The sequence below is a fragment of the Exiguobacterium sp. RIT594 genome (assembly GCF_003339585.1).
Taxonomy (GTDB): Bacteria; Bacillota; Bacilli; order Exiguobacteriales; family Exiguobacteriaceae; genus Exiguobacterium_A.
On record NZ_QPKF01000001.1, the window covers coordinates 235,934 to 261,825 of the forward strand.

29 protein-coding genes, 1 other RNA gene and 1 pseudogene are annotated in these 25,892 nt (G+C 49.1%); 29 read left to right on the forward strand and 2 right to left on the reverse strand.

Annotation, left to right across the window (positions count from 1 at the left end; all coding sequences use genetic code 11):
• Positions 1-131 precede the first annotated feature (131 nt).
• The 13 genes from DVG79_RS01135 (at position 132) to DVG79_RS01200 (ending at position 12,014) form a co-directional block, all read left to right on the forward strand.
• On the forward strand, positions 132-1,112 hold the full coding sequence (locus DVG79_RS01135) for a LacI family DNA-binding transcriptional regulator (RefSeq protein ID WP_114595129.1): 981 nt from the start codon (positions 132-134) through the stop codon (positions 1,110-1,112).
• Positions 1,109-1,987: a ribokinase gene (rbsK, locus tag DVG79_RS01140; protein WP_114595130.1), complete on the forward strand. Its 879-nt coding sequence runs from the start codon at positions 1,109-1,111 to the stop codon at positions 1,985-1,987. The genes DVG79_RS01135 and rbsK overlap by 4 nt, the downstream gene beginning before the upstream one ends.
• Positions 1,984-2,373, forward strand: coding sequence for a D-ribose pyranase (gene rbsD, locus DVG79_RS01145; protein ID WP_114595131.1), 390 nt, complete (start codon positions 1,984-1,986; stop codon positions 2,371-2,373). The genes rbsK and rbsD overlap by 4 nt, the downstream gene beginning before the upstream one ends.
• 14 nt (positions 2,374-2,387) lie before the next feature.
• Complete coding sequence (locus DVG79_RS01150) at positions 2,388-3,866, forward strand: sugar ABC transporter ATP-binding protein (RefSeq protein ID WP_114595132.1); 1,479 nt, start codon at positions 2,388-2,390, stop codon at positions 3,864-3,866.
• Between the two features lies 1 nt (position 3,867).
• Positions 3,868-4,836: an ABC transporter permease subunit gene (locus DVG79_RS01155; RefSeq protein WP_114595133.1), complete on the forward strand. Its 969-nt coding sequence runs from the start codon at positions 3,868-3,870 to the stop codon at positions 4,834-4,836.
• 27 nt (positions 4,837-4,863) lie between these two features.
• Positions 4,864-5,778, forward strand: coding sequence for a ribose ABC transporter substrate-binding protein RbsB (gene rbsB / locus DVG79_RS01160; RefSeq protein WP_026827595.1), 915 nt, complete (start codon positions 4,864-4,866; stop codon positions 5,776-5,778).
• 142 nt (positions 5,779-5,920) lie between these two features.
• The gene (gene secG, locus DVG79_RS01165; RefSeq protein WP_012371248.1) at positions 5,921-6,154 is read left to right on the forward strand and encodes a preprotein translocase subunit SecG; all 234 of its coding nucleotides are present in this window, start codon (positions 5,921-5,923) and stop codon (positions 6,152-6,154) included.
• Between the two features lie 100 nt (positions 6,155-6,254).
• The gene (locus tag DVG79_RS01170) at positions 6,255-6,995 is read left to right on the forward strand and encodes an alpha/beta hydrolase (RefSeq protein WP_028105784.1); all 741 of its coding nucleotides are present in this window, start codon (positions 6,255-6,257) and stop codon (positions 6,993-6,995) included.
• A gap of 14 nt (positions 6,996-7,009) precedes the next feature.
• Positions 7,010-9,367, forward strand: a complete 2,358-nt coding sequence (gene rnr / locus DVG79_RS01175) for a ribonuclease R (RefSeq protein WP_114595134.1) — start codon at positions 7,010-7,012, stop codon at positions 9,365-9,367.
• Between the two features lie 32 nt (positions 9,368-9,399).
• Positions 9,400-9,870, forward strand: coding sequence for an SsrA-binding protein SmpB (gene smpB, locus DVG79_RS01180; RefSeq protein WP_014971147.1), 471 nt, complete (start codon positions 9,400-9,402; stop codon positions 9,868-9,870).
• A gap of 57 nt (positions 9,871-9,927) precedes the next feature.
• Positions 9,928-10,286, forward strand: a transfer-messenger RNA (tmRNA) gene (gene ssrA / locus DVG79_RS01185).
• Positions 10,287-10,811: 525 nt separating this feature from the next.
• Positions 10,812-11,330 carry an AAA family ATPase gene (locus DVG79_RS01195; protein ID WP_233494571.1) on the forward strand — a complete coding sequence of 173 codons (519 nt, stop codon included), beginning with the start codon at positions 10,812-10,814 and terminating at the stop codon, positions 11,328-11,330.
• A gap of 174 nt (positions 11,331-11,504) precedes the next feature.
• A complete protein-coding gene (locus DVG79_RS01200; protein WP_114595135.1) occupies positions 11,505-12,014 on the forward strand; it encodes a GNAT family N-acetyltransferase in 510 nt (169 codons plus the stop codon).
• Positions 12,015-12,069: 55 nt separating this feature from the next.
• Here DVG79_RS01200 and DVG79_RS01205 read toward each other — a convergent pair whose 3' ends face one another.
• A complete protein-coding gene (locus DVG79_RS01205; RefSeq protein ID WP_114595136.1) occupies positions 12,070-12,435 on the reverse strand; it encodes a winged helix-turn-helix transcriptional regulator in 366 nt (121 codons plus the stop codon).
• A 204-nt stretch (positions 12,436-12,639) separates the two neighbouring features.
• Here DVG79_RS01205 and hxlA point away from each other — a divergent pair, with 204 nt between their 5' ends.
• The 5 genes from hxlA (at position 12,640) to DVG79_RS01240 (ending at position 16,537) form a co-directional block, all read left to right on the forward strand.
• Positions 12,640-13,275, forward strand: coding sequence for a 3-hexulose-6-phosphate synthase (hxlA, locus tag DVG79_RS01210; protein ID WP_026827605.1), 636 nt, complete (start codon positions 12,640-12,642; stop codon positions 13,273-13,275).
• Positions 13,276-13,824, forward strand: a complete 549-nt coding sequence (hxlB, locus tag DVG79_RS01215) for a 6-phospho-3-hexuloisomerase (protein ID WP_114595137.1) — start codon at positions 13,276-13,278, stop codon at positions 13,822-13,824. It abuts the gene before it with no gap.
• 328 nt (positions 13,825-14,152) lie between these two features.
• Entirely contained in the window at positions 14,153-14,671 is a 519-nt protein-coding gene (locus DVG79_RS01225) for an AAA family ATPase (RefSeq protein ID WP_233494572.1), read from the forward strand.
• A 692-nt stretch (positions 14,672-15,363) separates the two neighbouring features.
• Positions 15,364-15,744, forward strand: a complete 381-nt coding sequence (locus tag DVG79_RS01235; RefSeq protein ID WP_114595138.1) for a hypothetical protein — start codon at positions 15,364-15,366, stop codon at positions 15,742-15,744.
• A gap of 13 nt (positions 15,745-15,757) precedes the next feature.
• A complete protein-coding gene (locus tag DVG79_RS01240; protein ID WP_114595139.1) occupies positions 15,758-16,537 on the forward strand; it encodes a hypothetical protein in 780 nt (259 codons plus the stop codon).
• Positions 16,538-16,604: 67 nt separating this feature from the next.
• Here DVG79_RS01240 and hisJ read toward each other — a convergent pair whose 3' ends face one another.
• Positions 16,605-17,399 (reverse strand): histidinol-phosphatase HisJ, encoded by a 795-nt coding sequence (gene hisJ, locus DVG79_RS01245; RefSeq protein WP_114595140.1) that lies wholly within the window; start codon positions 17,397-17,399, stop codon positions 16,605-16,607.
• A gap of 130 nt (positions 17,400-17,529) precedes the next feature.
• Between hisJ and DVG79_RS01250 the strand changes: the two genes are divergently transcribed.
• The 11 genes and pseudogenes from DVG79_RS01250 (at position 17,530) to DVG79_RS01305 (ending at position 25,878) form a co-directional block, all read left to right on the forward strand.
• Complete coding sequence (locus DVG79_RS01250) at positions 17,530-18,351, forward strand: ATP phosphoribosyltransferase regulatory subunit (protein WP_026827608.1); 822 nt, start codon at positions 17,530-17,532, stop codon at positions 18,349-18,351.
• The gene (gene hisG / locus DVG79_RS01255; protein WP_012371233.1) at positions 18,352-18,960 is read left to right on the forward strand and encodes an ATP phosphoribosyltransferase; all 609 of its coding nucleotides are present in this window, start codon (positions 18,352-18,354) and stop codon (positions 18,958-18,960) included.
• Positions 18,960-20,177, forward strand: a complete 1,218-nt coding sequence (gene hisD / locus DVG79_RS01260) for a histidinol dehydrogenase (protein WP_114595141.1) — start codon at positions 18,960-18,962, stop codon at positions 20,175-20,177. Before hisG ends, hisD begins: the two co-directional genes overlap by 1 nt.
• Positions 20,177-21,148, forward strand: a complete 972-nt coding sequence (locus DVG79_RS01265) for a pyridoxal phosphate-dependent aminotransferase (RefSeq protein WP_114595142.1) — start codon at positions 20,177-20,179, stop codon at positions 21,146-21,148. Before hisD ends, DVG79_RS01265 begins: the two co-directional genes overlap by 1 nt.
• Positions 21,121-21,702, forward strand: a complete 582-nt coding sequence (gene hisB / locus DVG79_RS01270) for an imidazoleglycerol-phosphate dehydratase HisB (protein ID WP_114595143.1) — start codon at positions 21,121-21,123, stop codon at positions 21,700-21,702. Before DVG79_RS01265 ends, hisB begins: the two co-directional genes overlap by 28 nt.
• Positions 21,699-22,286: an imidazole glycerol phosphate synthase subunit HisH gene (hisH, locus tag DVG79_RS01275; protein ID WP_028105794.1), complete on the forward strand. Its 588-nt coding sequence runs from the start codon at positions 21,699-21,701 to the stop codon at positions 22,284-22,286. The genes hisB and hisH overlap by 4 nt, the downstream gene beginning before the upstream one ends.
• Positions 22,259-22,963 carry a 1-(5-phosphoribosyl)-5-[(5-phosphoribosylamino)methylideneamino]imidazole-4-carboxamide isomerase gene (gene hisA, locus DVG79_RS01280; protein WP_026832198.1) on the forward strand — a complete coding sequence of 235 codons (705 nt, stop codon included), beginning with the start codon at positions 22,259-22,261 and terminating at the stop codon, positions 22,961-22,963. Before hisH ends, hisA begins: the two co-directional genes overlap by 28 nt.
• Positions 22,957-23,706 (forward strand): imidazole glycerol phosphate synthase subunit HisF, encoded by a 750-nt coding sequence (gene hisF, locus DVG79_RS01285; protein WP_026827613.1) that lies wholly within the window; start codon positions 22,957-22,959, stop codon positions 23,704-23,706. The genes hisA and hisF overlap by 7 nt, the downstream gene beginning before the upstream one ends.
• Positions 23,703-24,318: pseudogene (hisIE, locus tag DVG79_RS16315) on the forward strand (bifunctional phosphoribosyl-AMP cyclohydrolase/phosphoribosyl-ATP diphosphatase HisIE). Before hisF ends, hisIE begins: the two are co-directional and overlap by 4 nt.
• A gap of 223 nt (positions 24,319-24,541) precedes the next feature.
• Positions 24,542-25,207, forward strand: coding sequence for a PAQR family membrane homeostasis protein TrhA (gene trhA / locus DVG79_RS01300; protein ID WP_147269818.1), 666 nt, complete (start codon positions 24,542-24,544; stop codon positions 25,205-25,207).
• Entirely contained in the window at positions 25,204-25,878 is a 675-nt protein-coding gene (locus tag DVG79_RS01305; RefSeq protein ID WP_114595146.1) for a TVP38/TMEM64 family protein, read from the forward strand. The genes trhA and DVG79_RS01305 overlap by 4 nt, the downstream gene beginning before the upstream one ends.
• Positions 25,879-25,892: the final 14 nt, after the last annotated feature.

A 25,892-nucleotide genomic window follows, 5' to 3' on the forward strand; every position in this document is an offset into this window, starting at 1 on the left:
ACGTTTGATAGGACTCTTTTTGATGGACTGCGAAAAAAATAAAATATATTTTCGTAAAAAGGATTGATGTGTAACCGGTTACACAATATGATACATATTGTAAGCGTTATCAAAAGAAAGAGGTGGCGAACATGTCGACCATCCGGGAAGTAGCGAAAGTGGCTAATGTATCAGTCGCGACGGTATCGCGTGTCATGAATGAAAAAGGATACGTCAGCGAAAAAGCAAGAACAGCCGTCCTGCAGGCGATTAAGCAGCTCGATTATCGACCGAACCGGGTCGCCCGGTCGTTGTTCCAAAAACGATCTGGTCTGATTGGTTTGATCGTCCCAGACATCACAAACCCGTTTTTTCCGCAACTGGCTCGTGCTGTGGAAGATATGGCACATCAACACGGTTTTCAGGTGATTTTGTGTAACACAGACGAACAGTTTCAGAAAGAACAAGAATATATTCAATCGCTTGAAGCGATGCATGTCGACGGATTGATTATCACGACCAACTATTCGAACAATCCGAATTATGAAGAACTCGAAGTGCCGATTGTCGCCCTCGACCGTGTTCTGCAGGGAGCGATTCCGACGGTGACCTCGAACGGACATGACGGTGGAAAAAAAGCGGCCCAGTTCTTACTCGATCACGGGGCGACTGAACTGGTCGTCATCAGCGGTCCGTCAAAATTACCGACGATCCGCAAGCGGCGTGACGGATTTGAAGAAATCGCCGGTAAACATTTGGTCGCAAGCATCGAGTCGCCGTTCCATTTCCAAGGGGCGCTCGGAGCCGCCAATTACTTATTTGACCATTACGACTGCAACGGGATTTTCGCAGCGAATGATGTCATCGCCGCAGCGACGATTCAGGTCGCGGCCGAGCGGGGAATCGCGATTCCGGACCAGTTACAGATCATCGGTTACGACGGAATTGAACTCGGACAGATGATTTCTCCACCGCTGACCACGATTGCCCAGCCGATTTACCAGATGGGCGAACTGGCAGCAAAGTTACTGATCCAGCGGATTGAAGGAAAAGAGATTGCAGCCGTCCATCATGAACTGATGGTCGAAGTCATTGAACGGGAAACAACGAAGCGGAAGGGTGAAGAGTCATGAAACAAATCAGTGTAGTCGGAAGTATCTCGATGGATTTGGTCGTTGAAAGCGACCGTCGTCCGTCAGCAGGAGAAACGGTCATTGGATCCGCCTTCCATACGGTACCGGGAGGCAAAGGAGCAAACCAGGCAGTCGCGATTGCCCGGCTCGGCGGCAACGTCGAAATGGTCGGCTGTATCGGCGACGATGCGAACGGTGTGGCGATTCAACAGAACTTCAATACGGAGCAGGTCGGGACGACGCATCTGCAGACGATCGAGAACGACCGGACCGGGACAGCGCACATTACGCTGGCGGAAGGCGATAATTCGATTGTCGTCGTCCAGTCGGCGAACTTGGCGGTCGTCTATGATGAGAGCCAACTCGACAGCCTGCTCGGTCAGACGGACATGATTTTGTTACAGCTCGAGATTCCGCTTCAAACCGTCAAACAGGTGGCGCGTTACGGTAAGACACACGGCATTCCCGTCGTCTTGAATCCGGCGCCAGCCATCGTCCTTGACGACGAGTTACTCGCAGACGTGACCTACCTGACACCAAACGAACATGAATGCGGCTTGATTTTCGGACAACAGCAGTCACTTGAACATTGGTTAAGCCAGTATCCGAATAAATTGATTGTCACGGAAGGCAGCCGCGGCGCCCGTTTTTATGACGGAGAGGCGATCGTGACGGTGCCGGCGATCAAGACGGAGGTCGTCGATACGACAGGTGCCGGCGATACATTCAACGGGGCACTCGCTGTCAGCTTGACCGAAGGAAAGTCCCTGACGGAAGCGATTCGCTTTGCGAACAAGGCAGCCGGTATATCCGTCCGTGCACTCGGAGCACAAGGCGGAATGCCGACACGCGAACAGATGGAGGTCGAAGCATGAAACGACACGGCATTTTAAACAGTCACATCAGTAAAGTCTTAACGGATCTTGGTCATACAGACATGATCGTCATCGCCGACTGCGGTCTACCGATTCCGGCAGGGGTAGAGCGGATCGATTTGGCACTTGAACTCGGGACACCAGCGTTCGTTGATGTCGTCCGGATCGTCGCAGACGACATGGCGGTGGAGCAGGTGACGCTGGCATCGGAAATCAAAGAGGCCAATCCGGTTGCGCTCGAGGCTGTGACGAAGCTCGACGTACCGCAAGATTATGTGTCGCACGAAGCATTCAAGGAATTGACGAAGCAGGCGAAAGTCATCATCCGGACGGGTGAAGCGACACCGTATGCGAACGTCATCTTACACGCCGGCGTCATTTTTTAAGGGGAGGAAGTACGATGCAAATTGAGATGACAGGTATCACAAAAGCGTTTGGTCCCGTTCCCGTCTTGAAGGGAGTCGACTTCACTCTCGCGACCGGTGAGATTCATGCCTTGATGGGAGAGAACGGTGCCGGAAAATCGACACTGATGAAAATTCTGACCGGTGTTCATAAAGCCGATCAAGGAACGATTTTGGTCGACGGTGTCGAACAACAGTATAAAAATCCGAAACTGGCGGAAGAAGCCGGGATTGCCTTTATCCACCAGGAGCTGAATATCTTACCGGACTTAACGGTCACGGAAAATCTGTTTCTCGGACGGGAACTGAAATCCCGCTTCGGCATTCTTAAGCAAGCAGAGATGAAACGGCTTGCCGAACGCGAACTGGCAGAATTGAACGTCTTCATGGACGTCAATCAGCTCGCCCGGACGTTATCAGTCGGACAACAGCAGATGATTGAGATCGCAAAAGCGTTGATGACAGACGCGAAGGTCATCATCATGGATGAACCGACGGCTGCTTTGACGGAACGCGAAATCCGCGCATTGTTCAGTGTCGCGACGGCATTGCGGGGTCAAGGAGTCTCGATCGTCTATATTTCACACCGGATGGAAGAAATCTTCGAACTGTGTGACCGGATCACGGTCTTACGGGACGGTGTCTCGGTCTCGACCCACCGGATTGCCGACACCTCATTTGAACAGATCGTCCGCGAAATGGTCGGACGCGAGATGGGTGAACGCTATCCGGAGCGGCAAGTCACACTCGGTCAGACGGTCCTCGAAGTCACAGGCGCAACCGGCAAACGGTTTGAAGACGTGTCGTTTTCAGTCCGGGCCGGTGAAATCGTCGGTTTTTCCGGCTTGATGGGCGCAGGACGGACAGAAGTCATGCGGGGCTTGTTCGGGGTCGACCGGATGAAAGCAGGGACGATCAGCTTAAACGGCAACGTCGTCAAAATCAAATCACCGCACGATGCGATCAAACAGGGACTCGGCTTCTTGACGGAAGACCGAAAAGGCGAAGGATTGTTCCTCGATTTTTCACTCCGGGAAAACATCTCCCTGCCGACAATCCGGTCGTTATCGAAGTCCGGTGTCATCTCCGATCAATCGGAGCGGCAGTTCGCGGAAGGTTATCTGAAGTCGTTATCTGTCAGGCACAGCTCGATGGATCAACCGGCAAAATCCTTATCCGGCGGGAACCAGCAAAAGGTCGTCCTCGCGAAATGGCTCGGAACCAAACCGGATGTCCTGATTCTTGACGAACCGACACGCGGCGTCGACGTCGGGGCGAAAAAAGAGATTTATATGATTATGAACGAATTGGCCGCATCGGGCGTCGCAATCATCATGATCAGTTCTGATCTGCCGGAAATCCTCGGCATGAGCGATCGCGTCTATGTAATGCGTGAAGGACAAATGAGCGGCATGCTCAATCAACAAGAGGCAACGCAAGAGAGTATCATGACGCTTGCGACAGGAGGACAATGACATGGAACTGATGCAAGGGAAACTGACAGAAAAGAAACCGAGACGACTCGGGATTGGTCAAAAGCTCGGTCCGCTCGCCGGACTGTTCGCGATCATTCTCGTCGTTTCGATCATGGAACCGGACTTTTTAACACTTAATAACTTATTCAACATCTTACGCCAAGTTTCGATCAATGCCTTGATTGCTTTCGGGATGACGTTCGTCATCTTAACGGGCGGGATCGACTTATCGGTCGGTTCGATTCTTGCGTTGTCATCCGCGTTCGTCGCCGGTCTGATGACCGACGGAACGTCCGCGATTCTCGCCGTGCTTGCCGGCTTGATCGTCGGGGCAATCATGGGTGCGTTAAACGGAATGGTCATCTCACTCGGGAAAGTCGCACCATTCATCGCGACACTCGCGACGATGACAATCTTCCGTGGTCTGACACTCGTCTATACGGACGGGAAGCCGATTACGGGACTCAGCCAGGGTGGCTGGTTCGAATTATTCGGCCGCGGATACATCTGGATCTTCCCGGTTCCGGTCGTCACAATGTTGATTGCCTTTGGCGTTCTGTACTTCATCCTGAAGAAAACGACGTTCGGGCGTTACACGTATGCGATCGGCGGAAACGAAGAAGCAGCAAAACTGATGGGGATTCAAGTCAACAAAGTGAAGATTTTGATCTACTCGCTGTCTGGTTTAATGGCAGCACTCGCTGGAATCATCCTGACGTCGCGTCTCAACTCGGCGCAACCGACAGCCGGAACATCGTACGAACTCGATGCGATCGCAGCGGTCGTCCTTGGTGGAACAAGCTTATCTGGTGGACGCGGTTGGATCGTCGGGACGTTGATCGGTGCCTTGATCATCGGGACACTCAACAACGGACTTAACCTGCTTGGTGTCTCCTCGTTTTTCCAGCTTGTCGTCAAAGGGCTCGTCATCCTGTTCGCGGTACTCGCGGACCGGAAACAAACTACGTGATTTACCATCCAAAAGGAGGATATTGATATGAAAAAACTACTCGCACTTGTCATGATGGCGTTAATGGTCTTCGCAGCGGCTTGTTCGACGGAACAACCGGGCAGTGACACGGAAAAAGAGAAGAAAACAAAAGATTTCAAGATTGGTCTGTCGATTTCGACGCTCAACAACCCGTTCTTTGTGTCACTTAAAGAAGGGGCAGAAAAAGAAGCAAAAGCACAAGGCGCAACATTACAAGTCGCGGATGCACAAGATGATGCGGCAAAACAAGCAAGCGACATCGAAGATATGATTCAAAAGAAAGTCGATCTTATCCTGATTAACCCGACGGATTCAGCAGCAGTCGGTGCGGCAGTTCAAACAGCAAACGATGCGGACATCCCAGTCATCACAGTTGACCGGAATGCAGAAGCCGGTGACGTCATCGCGCACATCGCGTCGGATAACGTCGCAGGTGGGAAACAAGCGGGTGAGTACATGATCGAACTCGTTGGCGACAAAGCGAAAGTCGTTGAACTTGAAGGAATCCCGGGCGCATCTGCAACACGCGACCGTGGCGAAGGTTTCCACGCGGCAGTCGACAGCAAGCTTGACGTCGTTGCTAAACAATCAGCAAACTTCGACCGGGCAAAAGGTCTGTCGGTCATGGAAAACATTCTTCAAAACAACAAAGACATCAAAGCGGTTTTCGCACACAACGATGAAATGGCCCTTGGTGCCGTCGAAGCGTTGAAAGCAGCAGGCATGGAAGATGTCAAAGTCATCGGGTTTGACGCAACAGACGATGCGGTTAAAGCAGTCGAAGATGGTAAAATGGCAGGAACCGTTGCTCAAAAACCGGCAGAAATCGGTAAAACCGGGATCGACACAGCAATCAAACACCTTAAGGGGGAGACAGTCGAGAAGAACATTCCAGTCGAACTCGATCTCATCAAACAATAATTTTTCCTCACCAGCCGGGCTGATTTTGTCAGCCGGCTGGTGTTTTTTGGAGGTAAGATGAACTTCGCGAATCTATACCTTGTTCCCGTAGTTGTTTTTCTCTATAATGAAAGAAGCGTATATTACTGAAGGAGGATCATCGATGATCATTCATAACGTGGCTCTTGTCGGCCTCATCGTCGTTTCCGTTCTTCTCATCATCGTCGTTCTCTTAATGTCAGGCCGTACGGCTGGACTCGGAGCATTGACAGGTGGAGCAGAACAATTATTTGGTCGCCAAAAAGCCCGTGGCTTGGATGCGGTCCTAAATCGTGTAGCGTCTATTTTAGGGGCATTATTCTTTATCTTGGCGTTACTCGTCGCTTTTTATAAGTGAGTACTGAAACGACAGCCGTCCGATTGCGCTGTCGTTTTTTCGTATTTCTCGATTTCTAAATTTTCATTTTGGGGTATAGAGTTAGAGGGGGAATCATTTTATGAAAATCACATTACCAAAACCATTCTTTTTTGAAGGCGGCAACCGGGCCGTTCTGTTGTTGCACGGCTTCACCGGCTCAAGCGCCGATGTCCGGATGCTCGGACGTTACCTGCAAAAACATGGTTATACATCACTGGCACCACAATATAAAGGGCACGCTGCCCCACCCGAAGAGCTGACGAAGACCGGGCCAGCCGACTGGTGGCAGGATGTCCTCGACGGTTACGAAGAGTTAAAAGCGAAAGGATACGACGAGATTGCGGTCTGCGGACTGTCGCTCGGCGGTGTCATGTCGCTTCGACTTTCGATGCACCGTCCGGTCAAGGCGGTCATTCCGATGTGTGCGCCGGCTTACATCAAAAGTGAAGACGTTATGTATGCAGGAGTCACGGAGTATGCCAGAGAATTTAAGAAGCGAGAAGGAAAATCGGTCGAGGAAATCGAACAGGAGATGGCTGTGTTCGAACCGATGCCGACCTTAAAGGATCTGCAAGCCTTGCTGAAAGAGACACGCGATTCACTCGAAGATGTCTATGCACCGACACTTGTGATCCAAGCCCGCAATGATCATATGATCAACACGGATTCAGCCAACATCATCCACGATGGTGTCAGTGCCTTACAAAAAGATCTGATCTGGTATGAGAACTCAGGTCATGTCATTACGCTCGACAAAGAAAAAGAAACGCTCCACCAAGACATCCATGAATTTTTGGACGGCTTGAACTGGAGCCATTAACTGGAGGTGTCACGTTGGAATTACGTGAACGCATATTAGAGGTCATCGCGGCGGACGAACGTCCGTTGTCGATTGATCAATTAACGAAAAAACTGGAACTAACGGATACGGCACAGTTCAAGGAACTGATCCGGACGTTAAATGAACTCGAAGAAGAAGCGCTTGTCGCGCGGACCCGTTCGAACAAATACGGAACCCTCGCTCAAATCGGACAAGTTGCCGGAAAAATCTCGGTCCACCAACGTGGATTCGGATTCGTTTCACCGGAAGACGGTTCTGCAGGCGATATCTTCCTGCCGGCACCGGAACTCGGCAATGTTTACAACGGGGACCGTGTCCTCGTCAAAGTTTTTGCTGAATCAAACGGCGGAGACCGCCGTGAAGGGAAACTACTCAAGATTCTCTCACGCGGACCGGCTGATTTCGTCGGGACGTTTGTCAGTCCAAAAGGACGGATTGAGTCGATCGCTTATATCGAGCCGGATGATTCGAAGCTGACGTTCTTACCAGTCGTCGCAAACGAAGATACGCTCGGTGCCGTCGACGGCCATAAAGTCCTCGCGCGGATTACGAAATATCCGGACGGCCGTTACGCCGGAACCGCAAAAGTCTTACAAATCATCGGCCATAAAAACGACCCGGGTGTCGATATCCTGTCGATCGTCCACAAGCACGGCATCAATGTCGACTTCTCGGACGCAGCGATTGCGGAAGCAAATGACATTCCGGATCAAATCGATGAGAAAGATCTTGTCGGTCGCGTCGACTTACGCAACGAAGTCACGGTCACGATTGACGGCGCTGACGCAAAAGACTTGGATGACGCCGTCCACGTCAAGAAACTTGCGAACGGCAACTATGAGCTCGGTGTCCACATCGCCGACGTCTCGCATTACGTCAAGGAAGATTCACCGCTCGACGAAGAAGCACGCGAGCGCGGAACGAGTGTTTATCTCGTGGACCGGGTGATTCCGATGATTCCGCACCGTCTGTCAAACGGAATCTGTTCACTCAATCCGCACGTTGACCGTCTGACGCTGAGCTGTATTATGGAAATCGATCAAAACGGGGTTGTCGTCAACCATGAGATTTTACAGAGTGTCATTAAGACCGTGGAGCGGATGACGTATACCGATGTCCGGAAAATCATCGAACGCGAAGACGAAGAAGTGATCGCAAAATACCACGATCTCGTCGCGAACTTCGATCAGATGGCGGAACTGGCTGCGATTCTTCGCGAACGCCGCTCGCGCCGTGGCGCGATTAACTTCGACTTCCCGGAAGCGAAAGTCCTCGTCAACGAAGAAGGCAAGACAAGCGAAATCATCCTCCGCGAACGGTCCGTTGCCGAGAAACTGATTGAAGAGTTTATGCTTGCCGCGAACGAAACGGTGGCGGAACACGTTCAACACCAAAAATTGCCGTTCATGTACCGGATCCACGATGAGCCGAAAGCAGAACGTCTCGATACGTTCTTCAAGTTCATCGCCAACTTCGGCATCAACGTCGAACGCAAAGGCGAGTCGGTCGCACCGAAGACGTTGCAATCGATCCTGAACGCCGTGGAAGGTGAGCCGGAAGAAGCCGTCGTCAGTACGGTCATGTTACGGTCGCTCCAACAAGCAAAATACGACGTCGAACCGATTGGTCACTTTGGTCTGTCGACTGATTTCTACACGCACTTCACGTCACCAATCCGCCGGTATCCGGACTTGATGGTCCACCGTCTCTTGCGCGAGTACATCATTTTTAATGATAAATCGCAAAAGACTCAGGACCGCTACTCTGCGATCTTGCCGGAAATCGCCGATCACGCTTCAAAACGTGAACGTCGTGCCGTCGATGCCGAACGGGAAACGAATGCTCTGAAAAAAGCCGAGTATATGGAACAACACATCGGTGAGACGTTTGAAGGGGTTGTCAGCGGAGTGACCAACTTCGGGATGTTCGTCGAGTTGCCTAACACGATTGAAGGACTCGTTCACATCCAGGCAATGACGGATGACTTCTACCGCTATGACGAAGCGAACTATCAATTGATGGGCGAACGGACGAAACAACAGTTCCGGATCGGCGACGTCGTCGAGATTAAAGTCACCGGTGTCAACATCGATGAGAAGACGATCGACTTTGCAGTCGTCGGAATGCCGGAACGCCAACCGAAAAAACGCTTTGAGTCGAAGACGATCCGTTCAAGCGGCGGCCGTCCGGGACAAAAACGCGACGACAAGAAAGACGACCGTCGCGGGAAGTCGAAGCGTCCAAGTAAGCCGAAGGACCAGTCGAAAGGCAAAGGGTTCGCGCTGAAGGACAAGAAGGATAAACCGCCGTTCCATAAAGCGGTCTCGAATAAAAAACGGAAGCGCAAATAAGCGCTTCTGTTTAGAAATGTGGTGGAAGAGAGATGCCAAAAGGTACAAGTTCAAAAGTATTAGCCAACAACAAACGGGCGTCGTTTGATTATGCGATTGAAGATACGATCGAAGCGGGTCTCGTCTTGACGGGAACCGAAATTAAATCGGTCCGTAAAGGAAAAATCAGTATCGGCGACGCGTTCGTCCGGTTCGACGGCGGGGAAGCGATTCTCTGGAACTCGAATATCGCGCACTTCGAACAAGGGAACCGGTACAACCACGAACAGCTTCGTCCGCGGAAACTGTTACTGCACAAAAAACAGATCGCCAACTTGATGGGACTCGTCTCGCGCGACGGTTACACGATCGTGCCGCTGAAGGTCTACATCAAGAACGGTTACGCGAAATGTCTGATCGGACTCGGCCGCGGGAAGAAGAAATTCGACAAACGCGATGATTTGAAGAAGAAGGATGCGAAGCGTGATATCGACCGTGCGTTACGCGACAAGCAAAAGTATTGAACCCGTAACACTTTTCTGCTATTATAATAGTATTCGGAAAGCCCCAATTTATATCTTGGGGACGTTACGGATTCGACGGGGGTAGTTCGGTCTTCTGTGGCGTGTCGAGGGGTCGGCCTCGTTAAAACGCATCAGCCATAACTGGCAAAACTAACACACAACTCGCAGCAGCTTAATAGCTACTACGGATCCTAGCAGCCGTCGCCTGGTCGGCTGATTTCTAGGGTCTCACTTTAAACAGGCTACGCTTGGACCCTTCCGTCTGTAGGGAAAGAGAAGAGATGGAATCAGACTGGTCGGACGGACGCCTGTCAATTGGCAGCCTGACGACGAGATCCCAATAAATTGACTACACACGTAGAAGCTTAAGTATACGATGCCTTCGGACGTGGGTTCGACTCCCACCGTCTCCATACCCTGAAATCGTTAAGATTTCAAAGATTGTCAAAACCCTTGTAAACCAAGGGTTTTTTTTATAGGTTTTTATTGAACCTTAAAATAAAAAGTTGTATTAATACTAAAAAGATATACTTGGAATAATGGAGTTAAGTTCAATACATTGATTATGAGAAGGTGAAAACTATACCACTTACCCACGAATTTGGGATTATTGATAACCACAAAAATCTTTCGAGATATATTGATTATGAACCAAAGAAATTTAATTGCATTAGTGTTGGTGACAATGTTGTTAGCGATTTAATGGAGCAACTGTTAATCATGAAAACATATTTCCAGACATTTAATCGACCAGCTTGTGGTTTGGCGTACCATGGCACTACAATTATTCCGCATGAGTCACTATCGTTATTTTGTGATATCGTCATTTCTTCAAGTTGTTTAAAAAAATCTGCTGATTTTCAAGAACTGGTTTTGCTTATCAGAAGAGCGATAGAAGAGGAAAAGCATATGATTCATTTCGGAATTTAATTTTGAAAGGTCTGATTAAAATCGAAACGAAATTGATTATTTTACGTGGTAATTCTGGAAGCGGGAAAACAACAATTGCAAAATTACTTCAAAAAAGTTTAGGTGAAGAAATATTGCTGGTTTCACAGGATATTGTGCGTCGCGAGATGTTGATGGTACCGGATTTGCAGGGGAATATGTCAATCGAGTTGATCAAAAGAATTACGGAGTTCGGTAAAGGTACATGCAAAGTGGTTATTTTAGAGGGGATATTGAAAAAACAAGTTTATGAAGAATTACTACTTAATCTCGTTGACTACTTTGATTATAAAGTCTATGCCTATTACTTTGATTTACCCTTTACAGAAACGGTCGAGCGACATAAATTACGTTCCTCTGCAAAAGAGTTCGGGGAAGTACGTTTAAATACCTGGTGGATTCCGCATGATCAGTTAGGAATAAACGGAGAAGTGATGCTCACCATCGATATGAGTCAACAAGACATCGTGGACTTAATTCTTCATCAAATCAAAGAATCGTCCTGTTCATAAAAAGGGGAATGTACCGGATTACGCGTATACTATTTAAACGACATCTTTGTTTATTAGAAATGTAGTGCAGAGCAATCCAAGATTTCAAAAAGGGTTACGTGTTACGTTTTAATCAAGTACACTAAAAGAACTAATTTTTTCATATTATGTTTTATGGAAATGGAGCTGACACCTATGATACGACGTGCCACCTTGATGGACGGAAAGGCCTTATCGGATTTGATGCGACGGATTGATCGGGAAACAAAATATATGTTGTATGAACCGGAAGAACGCAGCATGTCGACGGAACAGGCGGAAGCGTTTATCGAACGATTTGGTCAGGCGGCGAACTCGGACATCTTTGTCGTCGATGTCGATGAACAACTTGTCGGCTATGTGTTGGTCGTCGGTGGCAAACCAAGCCGAATCCGTCACCGGGCGAACCTCGTGATCGGCTTGCTGGATGCCTATACGGGGCGCGGGCTTGGTGCCGGATTACTCGAAGCCGTCGATGCCTTTGCCGTTGAAGCGGGACTTGTCCGGCTGGAACTGACAGTCCGGAAAGATAACCTGCGGGCAATCGAGTTGTATCATAAGTTCGGCTTCAATATTGAAGGCACGCGGATTGCTTCTTTGTTAATTGACGGCGAGTACGTCGACGAACTGGCAATGTCGAAGATTTTTACGACAGAAGAAACCTAAAAAAGATGCTCGGATGCCTCCTCTCAAATTGAGACGGGACAGACGAGCATCTTTTTTATTGGGACAATTTCTGTTGTTCAAACTCGACTTCGAGGACATTTTTGGCATAATCCTTACCCCAGTCGTACATCGCGTCCAGAATCGGCATCAGACTGTAGCCGTGTGGCGTCAACGAATATTCGACCTTCGGCGGAACGACCGGATACACTTCCCGGTGGATGATATGGTGATCTTCCAGCTCCCGTAACTGATTGACGAGCATCCGTTGCGTAATGCCGGGCATTAGATTTTTCAGCTCTCCGAAGCGTTTAGTGCCTTCTTTCCCGAGATGCCAAAGAATCAGCATCTTCCATTTCCCCCCGATGATCGATAGGGTCAATTCCTTTTCACAATTAAACTGCCGGTCTTCAAAATGTGGCATCGTCCCACCTCCTTTTTCAGTATAGCCCTCTTGTCATCGACAGTATACTTTTCCGCACTATGTATGAAAAATCGCACTATGTAAATTAAAAGTGCGTACTTCCCAAGTTCGTCTATGAGGATTATATTTAGTCATGTTCCTTCACGAACGTCAGAAGGAAGTGCCAGGATCCATAAATAGAGAGAAGAATGGGAGAGATCAATTATGAAATTACAACTCGCAATCGATTTAGTCGATACAGCAGGTGCCATCGCTTTAGTCAAAGAAATTGGTGAAGAAAACTTAGATATCGTTGAGATCGGGACACCGGTCGTCATCAACGAAGGGCTTCGTGCCGTTAAAGAAATGAAAGCGGCATTCCCGAACTTAACGGTTCTCGCCGACTTAAAAATCATGGATGCTGCCGGCTATGAAGTCAGCCAAGCTGTCGCACACGGTGCCGATATCGTGACGATTCTTGGAGCTGCCGAAGATATGTCGATCCAAGGTGCCGTTGAAGAAGCGAAAAAATCAGGCAAGAAGATTTTGGTGGATATGATTGCTGTCAAAGATATCGCGACACGTGCGAAAGAGCTTGATGAACTCGGTGTTGACTACATCTGTGTCCACACAGGTTACGATCTTCAAGCCGTCGGTCAAAACTCGTTCGAGGATCTCGCGACAATCAAATCCGTTGTCAAAAACGCTAAAACAGCAGTTGCTGGCGGAATCAAGATGGAGACATTACCTGAAGTCATCGCAGCACGCCCAGACCTCATCATCGTCGGTGGCGGAATTACCGGACAAGACGACAAACAAGGAACAGCGTCAACGATGCGTCGGATGCTGCAAGAGGCGTAAATGACACATATTCAAACGATTTTACAAGAGCTGACGTCGACGGTCGAAGCGATTGATCAAGCCGAGACGACGCAACTCGCGGAAGCCGTTCTGAAGGCAGACCGGATCTTTCTCGCTGGAGCCGGTCGCTCCGGCTTGATGGGCAAAGCGTTTGTCATGCGCCTGATGCACATGAACTTTGATGCATACGTCGTCGGTGAGACGGTTACCGCGAACTTGCGCGAAGGGGACTTGTTGATCATCGGATCAGGATCCGGTGAGACGAAAACACTCGTCCCGATCGTCGAGAAAGCGAAACAACTCGGTGGAACCGTCGCGGTCGTTACGATTGAGCCGACGTCGACACTGGCGAAATTAGCGGACTTAACCGTGAAACTGCCGGGAGTGCCGAAAGAGCGGACAGCCACGGCGGACGAAACGGTTCAGCCGATGGGATCATTGTTTGAACAAACGATGTTGCTGTTCTATGATGCGTTGATTCTCCATATCATGGCGGCGAAACAACTTGATTCAAAAACGATGTACGGCAAACATGCTAATTTGGAATAGAAGAAATCAAAAGACCGATCGACGTGGTGACACGCCGATCGGTCTTTTCAGTTATTATTGAATAGTTAGTTATTTATAAGACGAATTGTAATATTAAGTGCAACACCTAACTGAAAACACATTTCCAGACATTTAATCGACCAGCTTGTGGTTTGGCATACCATGGCACTACAATTATTCTGCTTGAGTCACTATCGATATTTTGTGATATCGTCATCTCTTCAAGTTATTTTAAAAAATCTGCTGGTCTTCAAGAACTGGCTTTGATTATTATAAGAGCAGTAGAAAAAAGTACATGATTCATTTCGGAATTTAATTTTTGAAAGGTCTGATTAAAATCGAAACGAAATTGATTATTTTACGTGGGAATTCTGGAAGCGGGAAAACAACAATTGCAAAATTGCTTCAAAAAAATTTAGGGGAAGAAACGTTGCTTGTTTCGCAAGACGTTGTACGACGCGAGATGTTGATGTTATCGGATTTACAGGGCAATATGTCAATCGAGTTGATTAAAAGAATTACAGAGTTTGCTAAAGGTACGTGCAAAGTGGTTATTTTAGAGGGGATATTGAAAAAACAAGCTTATGAAGAATTACTACTTAATCTCATTGACTACTTTGATCATCACGTCTATGCCTATTACTTTGATTTACCTTTTACAGAAACGGTCGAGCGACATAAATTACGTTCTTCTGCAAAGGAGTTTGGAGAAGAACGTTTAAATACTTGGTGGATTCCGAATGATCACTTGGGAATAAACGGAGAAATTATGCTCACCAGCGATATGAGCCAACAAGATATCGTGGACTTAATTCTTCATCAAATCAATGAATCGCCCTGTTCATAAAAAGGGGAATGTACCGGATTACGAGTATACTACCTAAACGACATCTTTGTTGATTAGAAATGTAGTGCATTGCAATCCAAGATTTCAAAAAGGGTTACGTGTTACGTTTGAATCAAGTACACTAAAATAACAAATTTTTTCATATTATGTTTTGTGGAAATGAATCTGACATCTTATGATACGACGTGCCACGTTGATGGACGGGAAGGCCTTATCGGATTTGATTCGACGGATTGATCGGGAAACGAAATATATGTTGTATGAACTGGAAGAACGCAGCATGTAGACTGAGCAGTCGGAAGCGTTTATCGAACGATTTGCTCAGGCGGCGAACTCGGACATCTTTGTCGTTGATGTTGATGAACAGCTCGTCGGCTATGTATTGGTCGTCGGTGGCAAACCAAGTAGAATCCGTCACAGGGCGAACCTTGTGATCGGTTTGATGGATGCCTATACGGGTCGTAGGTTTGGTGTCGTGTTACTTGAAGCAAAGGTTTTTACAGAAGCTGAATATCTTGCAATTGACCAGTCGGATTTGTCCGACTGGTCTTTTTTGATATAAATTCTAATGTTTTTAGTCTAAAAAGGAAAACATATACTTATTTTTAGATAAAATACAAGTGTAAGAAGTTGATAATTAATATAATTAAAAAATGAGTCATTAAATTTGTTGTAAAAGGTGGACGATTAAAATGAACGAAATAAATGAAGAAATTAAGATAGCTGAAAAAGTGAAGTTTTGGGAAGAACAAGAACAAATTAATAACCTGATTGTTGAAAGACTTGTTGATTTAAGAAAAGAGACTGCAATTCAGGCAGTAGAAGCGGAAGTAATTAAAAACGAATATATTAAATACAAATCTGAAAATGAAAAAAATCTTCATAGAATTACGGATATCGAGAATTTAAATCAAGTATTAAGTAATCAAATAGAAGATCAAAATAAAAAAATAAACGATTTAATTGAGCGACCAAGATTGAAGTCGAAAAAAGAAGAAAGATTAGCCATTAGTGCTATAACTCTATCTTTAGTCTCAATTTTAATAAGTATTCTATCCATAGCTATTTTTTAAGGAGATTTTATAAATGCTACTTTCACACATAATCGAAGAACTTACTGTTAATGGAACAGGTGTAATTTCTAAAAGTGTATTAAAAAGTGTATTAAAAGATAATAGTGTTTGGCAACGAGAAAAATACAAGGAAGCCATATCTGAACATATCTTCAATGAAGAAAAATTTGGACCCAATGATATATTGGCAAATGTAGCAGAACAAGTAGAGGGATTTACACTTTCTCTCATTGACCAGATGCCTGATTTTCCTGAAATTTTAGATATGAATTTAGATTTTAGCTTTGTCACAGATTCTATGGAAGAAATCGAGAACGTGATGTCAAATATGATGGGCCTAGATTTACCCGAGGGGTTAGATTTACTTCCGGGCGCTTCTGAACTTATTTTAGGGATAAGATTATTATTAGATATAAAAGCAGTAAATAAAGAATTCACAGGAATGCCAAATGATAAAAAGAAAAATATAATGGCTGCGAAAGCACTTGTTACAATTTCTAAATTCGGTGTGACCACTACACTCACTTCTGTTGGAGCTATAGCAGGAGGTGCAGTAGGTGCTCATTTTGCAGGAATTGGTGCTACTGTTACAGGACCAGCGGGTGCGATTGCCGGAGGTTTTGCTGCGAGAAAAATTAATAAAACGATAGCGCCACATGCCCAAGATATTGCTTATCAATTGCTTGACCTTAATAAAGTCGATATTTTTTACTTTAAAAACAAAGTTCGAATCGATGATATTGGTATTGGACTATTAAATATGAAAAAACGATTAATTGCAGAATTCAATTAAAAAAAGATTGATGGATGTAAAAGACTTAAAGCCGACATTCTAAGGTGAAATGTCGGCTTTAAGTCTTTTACCATTTAAAACCAAAATCAGCACCGACGTCTTTCGCTAAATGTGCATCTGATCCGTAAACGAGCGGAATGCCTAAAGACTGCGTGAGTTGCAGGAGTTCCGGGTAAGGATAGGAAAGACCGCACAACGGTTTCCGCAATCCTGCCGTATTGAGATCGAGCGTAAAGTCTGCCTGCCGGATTTTCCGGACCGTCTCATCCAAGTTCGCCGGCGTCTGCTCAAGCGGATAGGCTTGGATGAACTTCGTCGGCAACGTCAAGTGACCGAGGCGTTTTGGTTGATGTGTCCCGAGGTTCGTCATGACGAGTGCCTGAATGCCTTCGTAATAGCGTTCGTGGGCCGCTGTGACACTGCCTGTCGCCGTGACGATCTCACCAAAACTTTCTTTGCTGAAGTCGACCATGTAATACCGGTCCTCGATCCAGAGGTAATGGAGCGACAGGATGCCGTCCGTCAGCTCGGGACCGTAACGGGCGATGATGTCGCGCGTGCCGTCGACGTCATGCTCCCAGTAATCAAACTCCATCCCGATCCGGATGTCGATATCGTTTTTGTATGTGTCGCGTAACGTCTTCAGTTCTTCGATGTAGCGTTCGGCTGTCGCAAACGACATCCCGGAATCGTTATCGGGTGCCGGATCAACGAGTCCTTCCGGCAGCGGGGCGTGCTCGGTGAAGCTGATTCGTTCGAGACCTTGTAACAGGGCGCGTTCGATATACGCTTCGAGTGGATCCTGTGTTCCGTGCGGACAATACGGGCTGTGGACGTGACCGTCCCATTTAATTAATTGCATGATAAAACCTCCAATATGTTTTTTCAGTACGAAAACAGGCAAAAGGATTGACAATCGAACCACAAAAAAGGTATCTTATCGTTAAATAATTTAGCGTGGTACAGTGATAACAAGATAAAGGAGTGGCGACATGCAATCATTTTCTACGATTCGACTCAAAGACGGGGCGACGGACTACGTCGGGCAATCAGCTGAACGCCTGCAACGTGTCATCCGCCAACTCGAGGATGGGCTCGAACAATCTAACTATACCCGATTAATCACCCCTTTAATTGAAGAAGTCGGTGGCCGGGAACAAATTCGGATGGATTTTACGACAAGTGTCGCGCGGGCGCTCAGTGAGCGGGGCCGCGAACAATATAAGCGCGTCTTTTACAGTGGTTCGGTCTTCCAGCCGGAAGAAAAGTTCCAAGTCGGTTTTGAAGAACGGGGCGTCATTGCCGAGGTCGAAGCAATCCAACTCGGTGTCCGGTTGATCGAAGAATTGACCGGTAAAGAAGTGACGTTGTCGATTGGCGACGCCGGACTGATTGAACACTTGATTGAAACCCGGGTCGGTGATCACCACCTGCGGGATCAAGTGACGCAGATGCTGCGGTTACGGAACGTCATCGAACTGAAACGGATTGCCCGGGAACTCGATGATGCCTTGCTCGCCAAACTCCCGCTCTTGTTTGGTCGGGAAGGGGCGGAACAGATCTTGCCGTATGTCGACGAAACCCGCTTAAATGCCGTCATCGATTTAGCAGACGCCGTCAATGCCGATCTCGACTTCGGACAGATGGGGCTGCAGACATACTATGATGGCGTGACGATTCACGGTTTCATCGAAGGTGTGACCGAGCCGGTGTTGGTCGGAGGACGATACGACCGGCTGTACGAACAATTTGGTCAGGAACAACAAGCGTTCGGGATCGGATTTTCCGTCGAACGACTCGCGGAGGTGCTCTAAATGCGGATTGGGATTACGAAAGGCCGGCTGTCAAAAACGACGGAACGGTATTTAAAAGAAGCAGGCGTCGAAACGTGGGGGGCGATCGAACGTGAATTGATCGTCAAGCGCGGCGAACATGAATTCGTCTTCATGAAAGGGTCGGATTTGATCCCGTACGTCGCCCAAGGCGTCCTCGACGTCGCCATCACCGGCAGCGACATCCTGCTCGAATCGGATCAGGAATTGTCGGAACTGGCAGAACTGCCATTCGGGATTTGCCGGATGTCGGTTTGTGCGAAAGAACCGTTGCAGTTCGAAGGCGGACGTCGGGTCCGGATTGCGACCAAATATCCGGTCATCGCGAAACGTTACTTCAGTGAACTTGGTGTCGATGTCGATATCGTGCCGTTGAACGGTTCGGTTGAACTGGCACCATTGCTCGGACTGGCCGATGCAATCGTCGATATCGTCGAAACGGGTGAGACACTCCGGGCGAACGGTCTCAACGAATATGAAAAAATTATCGATATCAACGCCCGATTCTTTACAAGCGAGTGGACGTTGAAACGCAAACGCGTCGAAGTGATTCAATTACTCGAACAGCTGACAGAAGGAGTGACTCGGTAATGGCAACGACAAAAAACTTCAGTGTCGACCGTGAGACGGAGCAAGCCGTCCGGTCGATTCTGGAACAAGTGGCAAACGACGGCGATGCAGCCGTCCGTCGCTATACAAGTGAATTTGACCGCGTTGATCTGACAGACTTCCGTTTGGATGAAACGAAGATTCAAGAAGCGTTTGATCAAGCCGATCCGAATCTGGTCGACTCGTTAAAACTGATGGCGACTCGACTCGTCGAGTGGCACGAACAAGAATTGCCGTCCGACATCGAGCTCGTCGAAGCGGACGTCACCCGTCGCCAACGGTTTGTTCCGGTTGACTCGGTCGGGATTTATGTCCCGGGCGGAGCGGCAAGTTATCCGTCGACCGTCCTGATGAACGCGATTCCGGCTAAAGTCGCCGGCGTCGAGCGGGTCGTCATGGTGACACCGGTCACCGGACTCAGCACAGAAGTGTTGGTCGCGGCGAAAATCGCCGGTGTGACAGAAATCTATACGATCGGTGGCGCCCAAGCCGTCGCTGCCTTGACGTTCGGTACGGAATCGATTCAAGCGGTTGATTTGATCGTCGGACCGGGTAACCGGTTTGTTGCCGAAGCGAAACGCCAAGTCTACGGCATTGTCGGTATCGACTCAGTCGCCGGACCGTCAGAAGTCGTCGTCATCGCTGATGAGACGGCGCATCCGGACCGGATTGCTGCCGATCTCCTGGCGCAAGCGGAACACGATCGTGACGCAGTCGCGATTGCCTTTGTCCCAACGGAAGCAATGAAAGCGGACGTCGATGCGAACATCGAACGCCGTCTGCAACAGTTACCGCGCCAGGAGATTGCACGCCGGGCGATGGAAAACGGTGGTGTCTTCGTCGCTTCACTTGATGATGCGATTGCAGAAGCGAACCGTTTGGCTGCCGAACACTTGGAACTCGCTGTCGCGAACCCGCAAGAGGTCGTCAAGTTGATCCGTCACGCCGGGATGATTTTCCTCGGACACGAAACACCGGAAACACTGGGTGATTATGTCGCCGGGACGAACCACGTCTTACCGACGTCCGGGACAGCCCGCTTTGCGTCCGGCTTATCGGCACGAACGTTCTTACGTCACCAGACGATGCTCGAAGCGACACGGGAAGGTGTCGCTCGACTAGCAAATGCCGCGAAAACCGTTGCCCGGGTCGAAGGACTCGAAGCACACGCACAAGCGATAGAAGTGAGGGAGAACTGATGCGACTACACCAAAACGAACGATTTACGGCACACAGCCCGGTTGGCATCGAGACGATCAAACAACTCGTCGAGACGTTTCCGATCAATGAATACCCGGTCGAAGTCATCGACCAAGCGAAAGCATCGTACAGCGCCTATGCCGGTGTCCGTCCGACGCAACTCGTAGCCGGGAACGGCTCCGACGAACTGATTGGTTACCTCTGTGCCCGCTACGCCGGTCCAGAGTCACCGGTCATCGCCTCGCAACCGGATTTCGTCATGTATCAGTTTTATGCCGACCGCGCACGGGCCGACTTCAGTAAAGTCCCGTTGCTCGACGGGATGGCACTTGATGTCGACGGACTGCTCGCTGCACCGGGCAACATCATCTTCCTCAGTCACCCGCATAATCCGTCGGGGATTTTACGCAAGGAAGCGGATGTCCGCCGATTGCTCGACAGCGGAAAATATGTCGTGATTGATGAAGCCTACATCGACTTTGCCCTTGAACAATCGATGGTCGGTCTACTCGACGAATATCCGAACGCGATCATTCTCCGGACGTTGTCGAAAGCGTTTGGCCTCGCGTCCTTGCGACTCGGCTTCCTGATTGCGAGTGAACAGATCGTCGCGGAAGTCGAATCAATCAAGTCACCGTATAATGTCTCCGGACTCTCAGCTGCCGTCGGGATTGCCATCATGGCCGAGCCGGAACTGGATCTCGTCTTGGAAGAGACGTTCGCGAGCCGGGACACGATTGCCCGTCTGGTCGAACCGCTTGGTAGAACGTATCCGAGTGCTGCGAATTTTGTTTACGTTGAATACGAGAAAGCTGAACGCTTCACCGAACGTTGTGCCAACGCCGGACTGCGGATCCGTTTGTTTGACGGAGCCTTCCGCGTCAGTTGCGGCTCGACGGAAGCGATGGAAATCTTAGAGAAATGTGTAGAGGAGGAACTGCAATGCGTCGTGGGACAAGTGAACGAGTAAGTTCAGAATCAGAAATCAAGGTGGCGGTCGACCTCAGTGGCGGACCGGTTGAGATTAAGACAGGTGTCGGCTTCTTTGACCACATGTTGACGTTGTTTGCCTTCCAGGCCCGGATTGGTCTTGTGATTGAAGCGAAGGGCGATCTCTGGATCGATGCCCACCATACGGTTGAAGATACGGCCATCGTTCTCGGAGCTGCCTTGACGGAAGCGTTAGGCGACAAAGCCGGCATCGAACGGTACGGCGAATCACGTGTGCCGATGGACGAGACGCTTGCCTCGGTCGTCCTCGACTTCAGCGGTCGTCCGTATACGGTCTTCCTCGCCGAATTCAAAAATCCGAAGCTCGGTGATTTTGATACGGAACTGGCGGAAGAGTTTTTCCAAGGCTTGTCCCGCAGTGCCCGGATGACGATTCATGCCCAAGTCCTCTACGGTTCGAATACGCACCACATGATCGAAGGACTGTTCAAGGCACTGGGTCGGGCTGTCCGTCAAGCGATTGCCGTAACCGGTGACGGCGTCCCGTCGACGAAAGGACTGATTGACCAATGATCGCGATTGTAGATTATGGTGTCGGCAATATCGCCAACATCGAACGGGCGTTAAAAGAGCTTGGAGAAGCCGTCATCGTCACGAGTGATTTGGAACTGCTCGGACAGGCGGAAGCGCTCGTCTTACCGGGTGTCGGTGCCTATGCCCCGGCAATGGCCCGGTTAGAAGAGACGGGATTAATCGAGTTCTTACAGGAACAAGCGACGAAAAAACCATTCCTCGGGATTTGTCTCGGGATGCAACTGTTGTTTGAATCAAGCGATGAAGACGGACAGACACAAGGGCTCGGTATTTTACCGGGAACAGTCGAAAAGTTACCGAGTGACGTCCGCTTGCCGCACATGGGCTGGCACCAGTTGACGAACCATGGCGAAGCGGTTTACTTCGTCCACTCGTACGGTGCCGTCTGTGAACCGGACTGGATCGTCGACTCGGTCGAATACGGACGACTCGTCCCGGCCATCGTCCAAAAGGACTTGGTGACAGGGATGCAGTTCCACCCGGAGAAGAGTGGCGAAGTCGGATTGAAATTACTTAAGGAATGGAGAGAGACGACATGCAACTCTACCCAGCAATCGATTTAATGAGCGGACAGGCCGTCCGGCTCAAACAAGGTGATTTTCAACAGCAAACCTTTTTCGGAGATGCGTTGACGATCGCAAGACGGTTTAAAGAAGACGGTGCGACAGCGATTCACCTGATTGATCTCGATGGCGCCAAAGCCGGTGAACCGCTTCACTTGAGCCTGATCGCGGACATCAAAAAAGAAACCGGTTTGTTTGTCGAAGCCGGAGGCGGTGTCCGCAACATCGAAACGGTCGAAGCGTACGTCGGCGCCGGAATCGACCGGATTCTAATCGGGACGGTTGCACTGGAAGACGAAGCGTTGCTTGAACAGATGATTGAGCGGGCCGGTGATAAGCTGGCTGTGGCGCTTGACGCCAAAAACGGAATCGTTCAGACGCGCGGTTGGCTCGAAGCCAGTGACTGGACACTCGAACGGGCGATTGAACATTTGATTCAAAAAGGCATCAAGACGTTTTTATACACGGACATCTCCCGTGACGGAATGATGCAGGGACCAGATGTTGACGGACTCGACCGTTTAAAACGGGACGGCGTTGAACTGATTGCGTCCGGTGGTGTGACGACGGTTGAAGACGTCGCCCGCTTAAAAGAGATCGGGATGGACGGTGCCGTCATCGGCCGTGCCTTGCTCGACGGTTCGTTGTCATTGAAAGAGGTGCTTCGCGTATGTTGATGAAACGGATCATTCCTTGCCTTGATGTCAAGGAGGGGCGCGTCGTCAAAGGCGTGAAGTTTCAAAATCTGCGCGACCTCGGAGATCCCGTCGCCGTTGCGAAATACTATTACGAACAAGGTGCCGACGAACTCGTCTTGCTCGATATCTCGGCAACGCAGGAAGGACGCGACACGATGCTCGATATCGTCGAGCGGGTGGCAGAAGTCATCTACATGCCGTTTACGGTCGGCGGCGGCATCAAGACGCTGGAAGACGCGAAACGCTTGATTCGCGCCGGTGCCGATAAAGTCTCCCTCAATTCGTCGGCGTTACAGAACCCGCAACTGATTCAAGACATCAGCCGTCTGTTTGGTGTTCAGGCGACGGTCGTCGCGATCGATGCTAAGCGGACCGGTGACTCATGGGGCGTCTTCTCGCACGGCGGCACACAAGCTGTTGGACGGGATGCGATTGAATGGGCGAAGGAAGCCGTCTCGCTTGGAGCCGGTGAACTGCTTGTCACGTCGATGGATGCCGACGGAACAAAGGATGGCTACGATTTGGAATTGATCCAACGCTTACGCGAAGTCGTCAATGTGCCGTTGATCGCCTCCGGTGGTGTCGGGACACTCGAACACTTGGCGGAAGGTCTCGAAGCGGGAGCCGATGCGGCACTGGCGGCATCGATTTTCCACGAAGCGACCTATACGATGCCGGAGACAAAAGACTACTTGAAGGCGAGAGGAGTCGACGTCCGATGATCGAATTGAATTTTTCGAAGGGACTCGTCGCGGCTGTCATCTTGGATGAAACGACAAACGATGTCCTGATGGTCGGTTTTATGGATCAGGCGGCTTACGACAAGACGCTTGCGACCGGACTCGTCACGTTTTTCTCGCGGACGAAGAACCGTCTTTGGACGAAGGGCGAGACGAGCGGACATACGCTTGAATTACGCCGTATGTGGATTGATTGTGACCAGGACAGCTTATTGATTACCGTCAAAGCGACCGGACCGACGTGCCATACCGGCAATCGGACATGTTTCTATACAGAAGTGGAGGTGCCGCATGCTACATGAACTCGAACGTACAGTAAAAGAAAAAATCGCGTCGCAAGATGAGGCGTCTTATACGAACTACCTGGTTAAAGCCGGGCGTGAAAAAATCGCCAAGAAGTTTGGCGAAGAAGCCTTTGAAGTCGTCCTCGCGGGGGATGACACCCTCGCGGAAGAGACAGCGGACTTGCTGTATCATCTGACGGTGTTGCTTGCTGATCGCGGAGTATCGTTTACGGACGTTGAAGCTGTTTTGAACGAACGTCATGGGACGAAGTCGACGTTCAAGGATCGACCGGATATTGAACAGTGGTAATCCACGGCTCTGCATTCCTCAAACGGGATGCAGAGTTTTTTTGCTGAAAAAAGTGGGAAAACAACAAAAGAAGTGTCATCAAATCGTCAGAACATTTTGATAGGCATTTAGTAGAAAGCGGGCGTATAATCAAGAGCATAGTCTGTTTGTCCAGAAAGTAGGTGTCATCTTGATCACAAAAAAAGAAATCACGAAAACGATCAAAGAGCAATCAAAAGAAACAATTGAAGAGTTGCTTGCGAAAGGCGACTCGCTTAAAGAAGAGGTGGCCAGTGCCATCACGCACGGACTCGGTGTCATTTTCAGCATCGTCGCTTTAGTATTGCTAGTCCTGCAAGCCTCGAAGTCGGGCAGTGCCTGGAACATCACCGCCGTCAGTATCTTTGGCGCGACGATGATTTTACTCTATCTGTTCTCGACATTGATGCACTCACTCATGCATACGCGTGCCAATAAAGTGTTGCAGATCCTTGATCACGCGGGAATCTACTTATTGATTGCCGGGAGCTATACACCGTTCGCCTTGATCACGTTGCGTGGACCACTCGGCTGGACGTTGCTTGGCATCGTTTGGGGTGTTGGTATTCTCGGTATCATCTGGAAACTGTATTCGACCGGAAAACACGTCTGGATTTCGAACGCCTCGTATCTCATTCTCGGTTGGTGCTGTCTGTTTGCGATCAAACCGATGTATGAAGCGCTTGGCTTACAAGGATTTTTACTTCTGCTCGGTGGCGGTCTCGCCTATTCCCTTGGTGTCATCTTTTACGTCTGGGCCCGTTTGCCTTATAATCATGCGATTTGGCATCTGTTCGTCCTTGCCGGCAGTATCTTGATTTTCTTATCGATTTTCTATTACGTCGCGCCGGCACCGGCACCGATGTCTTGAAAAACTTAAAGTTACGGGACTGGCTCCCGTTTACACTCTACATGCTTGTTGGACTTGGACTGCTCCTGTATTTCCGTTTTTCGGGAATGATGGAGCAGTTTGATATTCAAGCTTTGTCTGACTGGATTCGTCAGCAGGGCGCCTTCGGCATGTTGCTGTACATATTGGCTTATACGATCCGTCCACTCGTCTTTTTCCCGGCGAGTCTGTTGACGGTCTTTGGCGGTTATACCTACGGTCCGTGGATCGGGACGATTCTCGATGTCGTCGGTGCAGGGACCGGCAGTTTATTAAGTTTTTGGATTGCCCGTCTGCTCGGTCGACGCGGCATCGAAAAGATCATCGGAACCGGTAAATTGACGGTTCTCGATGAACGGATCGCAACGAATGGATTCGTCGTCGTCTTGATTGTCCGGTTGATTCCACTGTTTCCGTTTGACGCGATTAGTTATGCATCCGGTCTGTCGAAAATTAAATTCCGGCAGTTTGCGCTCGCCAGTTACCTCGGTATCATTCCTGGAGCTTTTGTCTACAACAATATCGGCGCCAGTCTACGAGACCCGTTTTCCTGGCAATTTTTCTTTGCGATTTTTTTGTATCTGCTCTTTTTCATCATTGGTTTTTTTGCACAACGAAAACTTCGAAAAAAACAAAACATCGAGCACATGTAAGCGCTTTATGTCAT

What these genes read in the sequence shown, in the direction of transcription:
- DVG79_RS01135 (WP_114595129.1), top strand. Translation starts at nt 132, where the DNA reads ATGTCGACCATCCGGGAAGTAGCGAAAGTGGCTAATGTATCAGTCGCG.
- rbsK (WP_114595130.1), top strand. Translation starts at nt 1,109, where the DNA reads ATGAAACAAATCAGTGTAGTCGGAAGTATCTCGATGGATTTGGTCGTT.
- rbsD (WP_114595131.1), top strand. Translation starts at nt 1,984, where the DNA reads ATGAAACGACACGGCATTTTAAACAGTCACATCAGTAAAGTCTTAACG.
- DVG79_RS01150 (WP_114595132.1), top strand. Translation starts at nt 2,388, where the DNA reads ATGCAAATTGAGATGACAGGTATCACAAAAGCGTTTGGTCCCGTTCCC.
- DVG79_RS01155 (WP_114595133.1), top strand. Translation starts at nt 3,868, where the DNA reads ATGGAACTGATGCAAGGGAAACTGACAGAAAAGAAACCGAGACGACTC.
- rbsB (WP_026827595.1), top strand. Translation starts at nt 4,864, where the DNA reads ATGAAAAAACTACTCGCACTTGTCATGATGGCGTTAATGGTCTTCGCA.
- secG (WP_012371248.1), top strand. Translation starts at nt 5,921, where the DNA reads ATGATCATTCATAACGTGGCTCTTGTCGGCCTCATCGTCGTTTCCGTT.
- DVG79_RS01170 (WP_028105784.1), top strand. Translation starts at nt 6,255, where the DNA reads ATGAAAATCACATTACCAAAACCATTCTTTTTTGAAGGCGGCAACCGG.
- smpB (WP_014971147.1), top strand. Translation starts at nt 9,400, where the DNA reads ATGCCAAAAGGTACAAGTTCAAAAGTATTAGCCAACAACAAACGGGCG.
- DVG79_RS01200 (WP_114595135.1), top strand. Translation starts at nt 11,505, where the DNA reads ATGATACGACGTGCCACCTTGATGGACGGAAAGGCCTTATCGGATTTG.
- DVG79_RS01205 (WP_114595136.1), bottom strand. Translation starts at nt 12,435, where the DNA reads ATGCCACATTTTGAAGACCGGCAGTTTAATTGTGAAAAGGAATTGACC.
- hxlA (WP_026827605.1), top strand. Translation starts at nt 12,640, where the DNA reads ATGAAATTACAACTCGCAATCGATTTAGTCGATACAGCAGGTGCCATC.
- hxlB (WP_114595137.1), top strand. Translation starts at nt 13,276, where the DNA reads ATGACACATATTCAAACGATTTTACAAGAGCTGACGTCGACGGTCGAA.
- DVG79_RS01235 (WP_114595138.1), top strand. Translation starts at nt 15,364, where the DNA reads ATGAACGAAATAAATGAAGAAATTAAGATAGCTGAAAAAGTGAAGTTT.
- DVG79_RS01240 (WP_114595139.1), top strand. Translation starts at nt 15,758, where the DNA reads ATGCTACTTTCACACATAATCGAAGAACTTACTGTTAATGGAACAGGT.
- hisJ (WP_114595140.1), bottom strand. Translation starts at nt 17,399, where the DNA reads ATGCAATTAATTAAATGGGACGGTCACGTCCACAGCCCGTATTGTCCG.
- DVG79_RS01250 (WP_026827608.1), top strand. Translation starts at nt 17,530, where the DNA reads ATGCAATCATTTTCTACGATTCGACTCAAAGACGGGGCGACGGACTAC.
- hisG (WP_012371233.1), top strand. Translation starts at nt 18,352, where the DNA reads ATGCGGATTGGGATTACGAAAGGCCGGCTGTCAAAAACGACGGAACGG.
- hisD (WP_114595141.1), top strand. Translation starts at nt 18,960, where the DNA reads ATGGCAACGACAAAAAACTTCAGTGTCGACCGTGAGACGGAGCAAGCC.
- DVG79_RS01265 (WP_114595142.1), top strand. Translation starts at nt 20,177, where the DNA reads ATGCGACTACACCAAAACGAACGATTTACGGCACACAGCCCGGTTGGC.
- hisB (WP_114595143.1), top strand. Translation starts at nt 21,121, where the DNA reads ATGCGTCGTGGGACAAGTGAACGAGTAAGTTCAGAATCAGAAATCAAG.
- hisH (WP_028105794.1), top strand. Translation starts at nt 21,699, where the DNA reads ATGATCGCGATTGTAGATTATGGTGTCGGCAATATCGCCAACATCGAA.
- hisA (WP_026832198.1), top strand. Translation starts at nt 22,259, where the DNA reads ATGCAACTCTACCCAGCAATCGATTTAATGAGCGGACAGGCCGTCCGG.
- hisF (WP_026827613.1), top strand. Translation starts at nt 22,957, where the DNA reads ATGTTGATGAAACGGATCATTCCTTGCCTTGATGTCAAGGAGGGGCGC.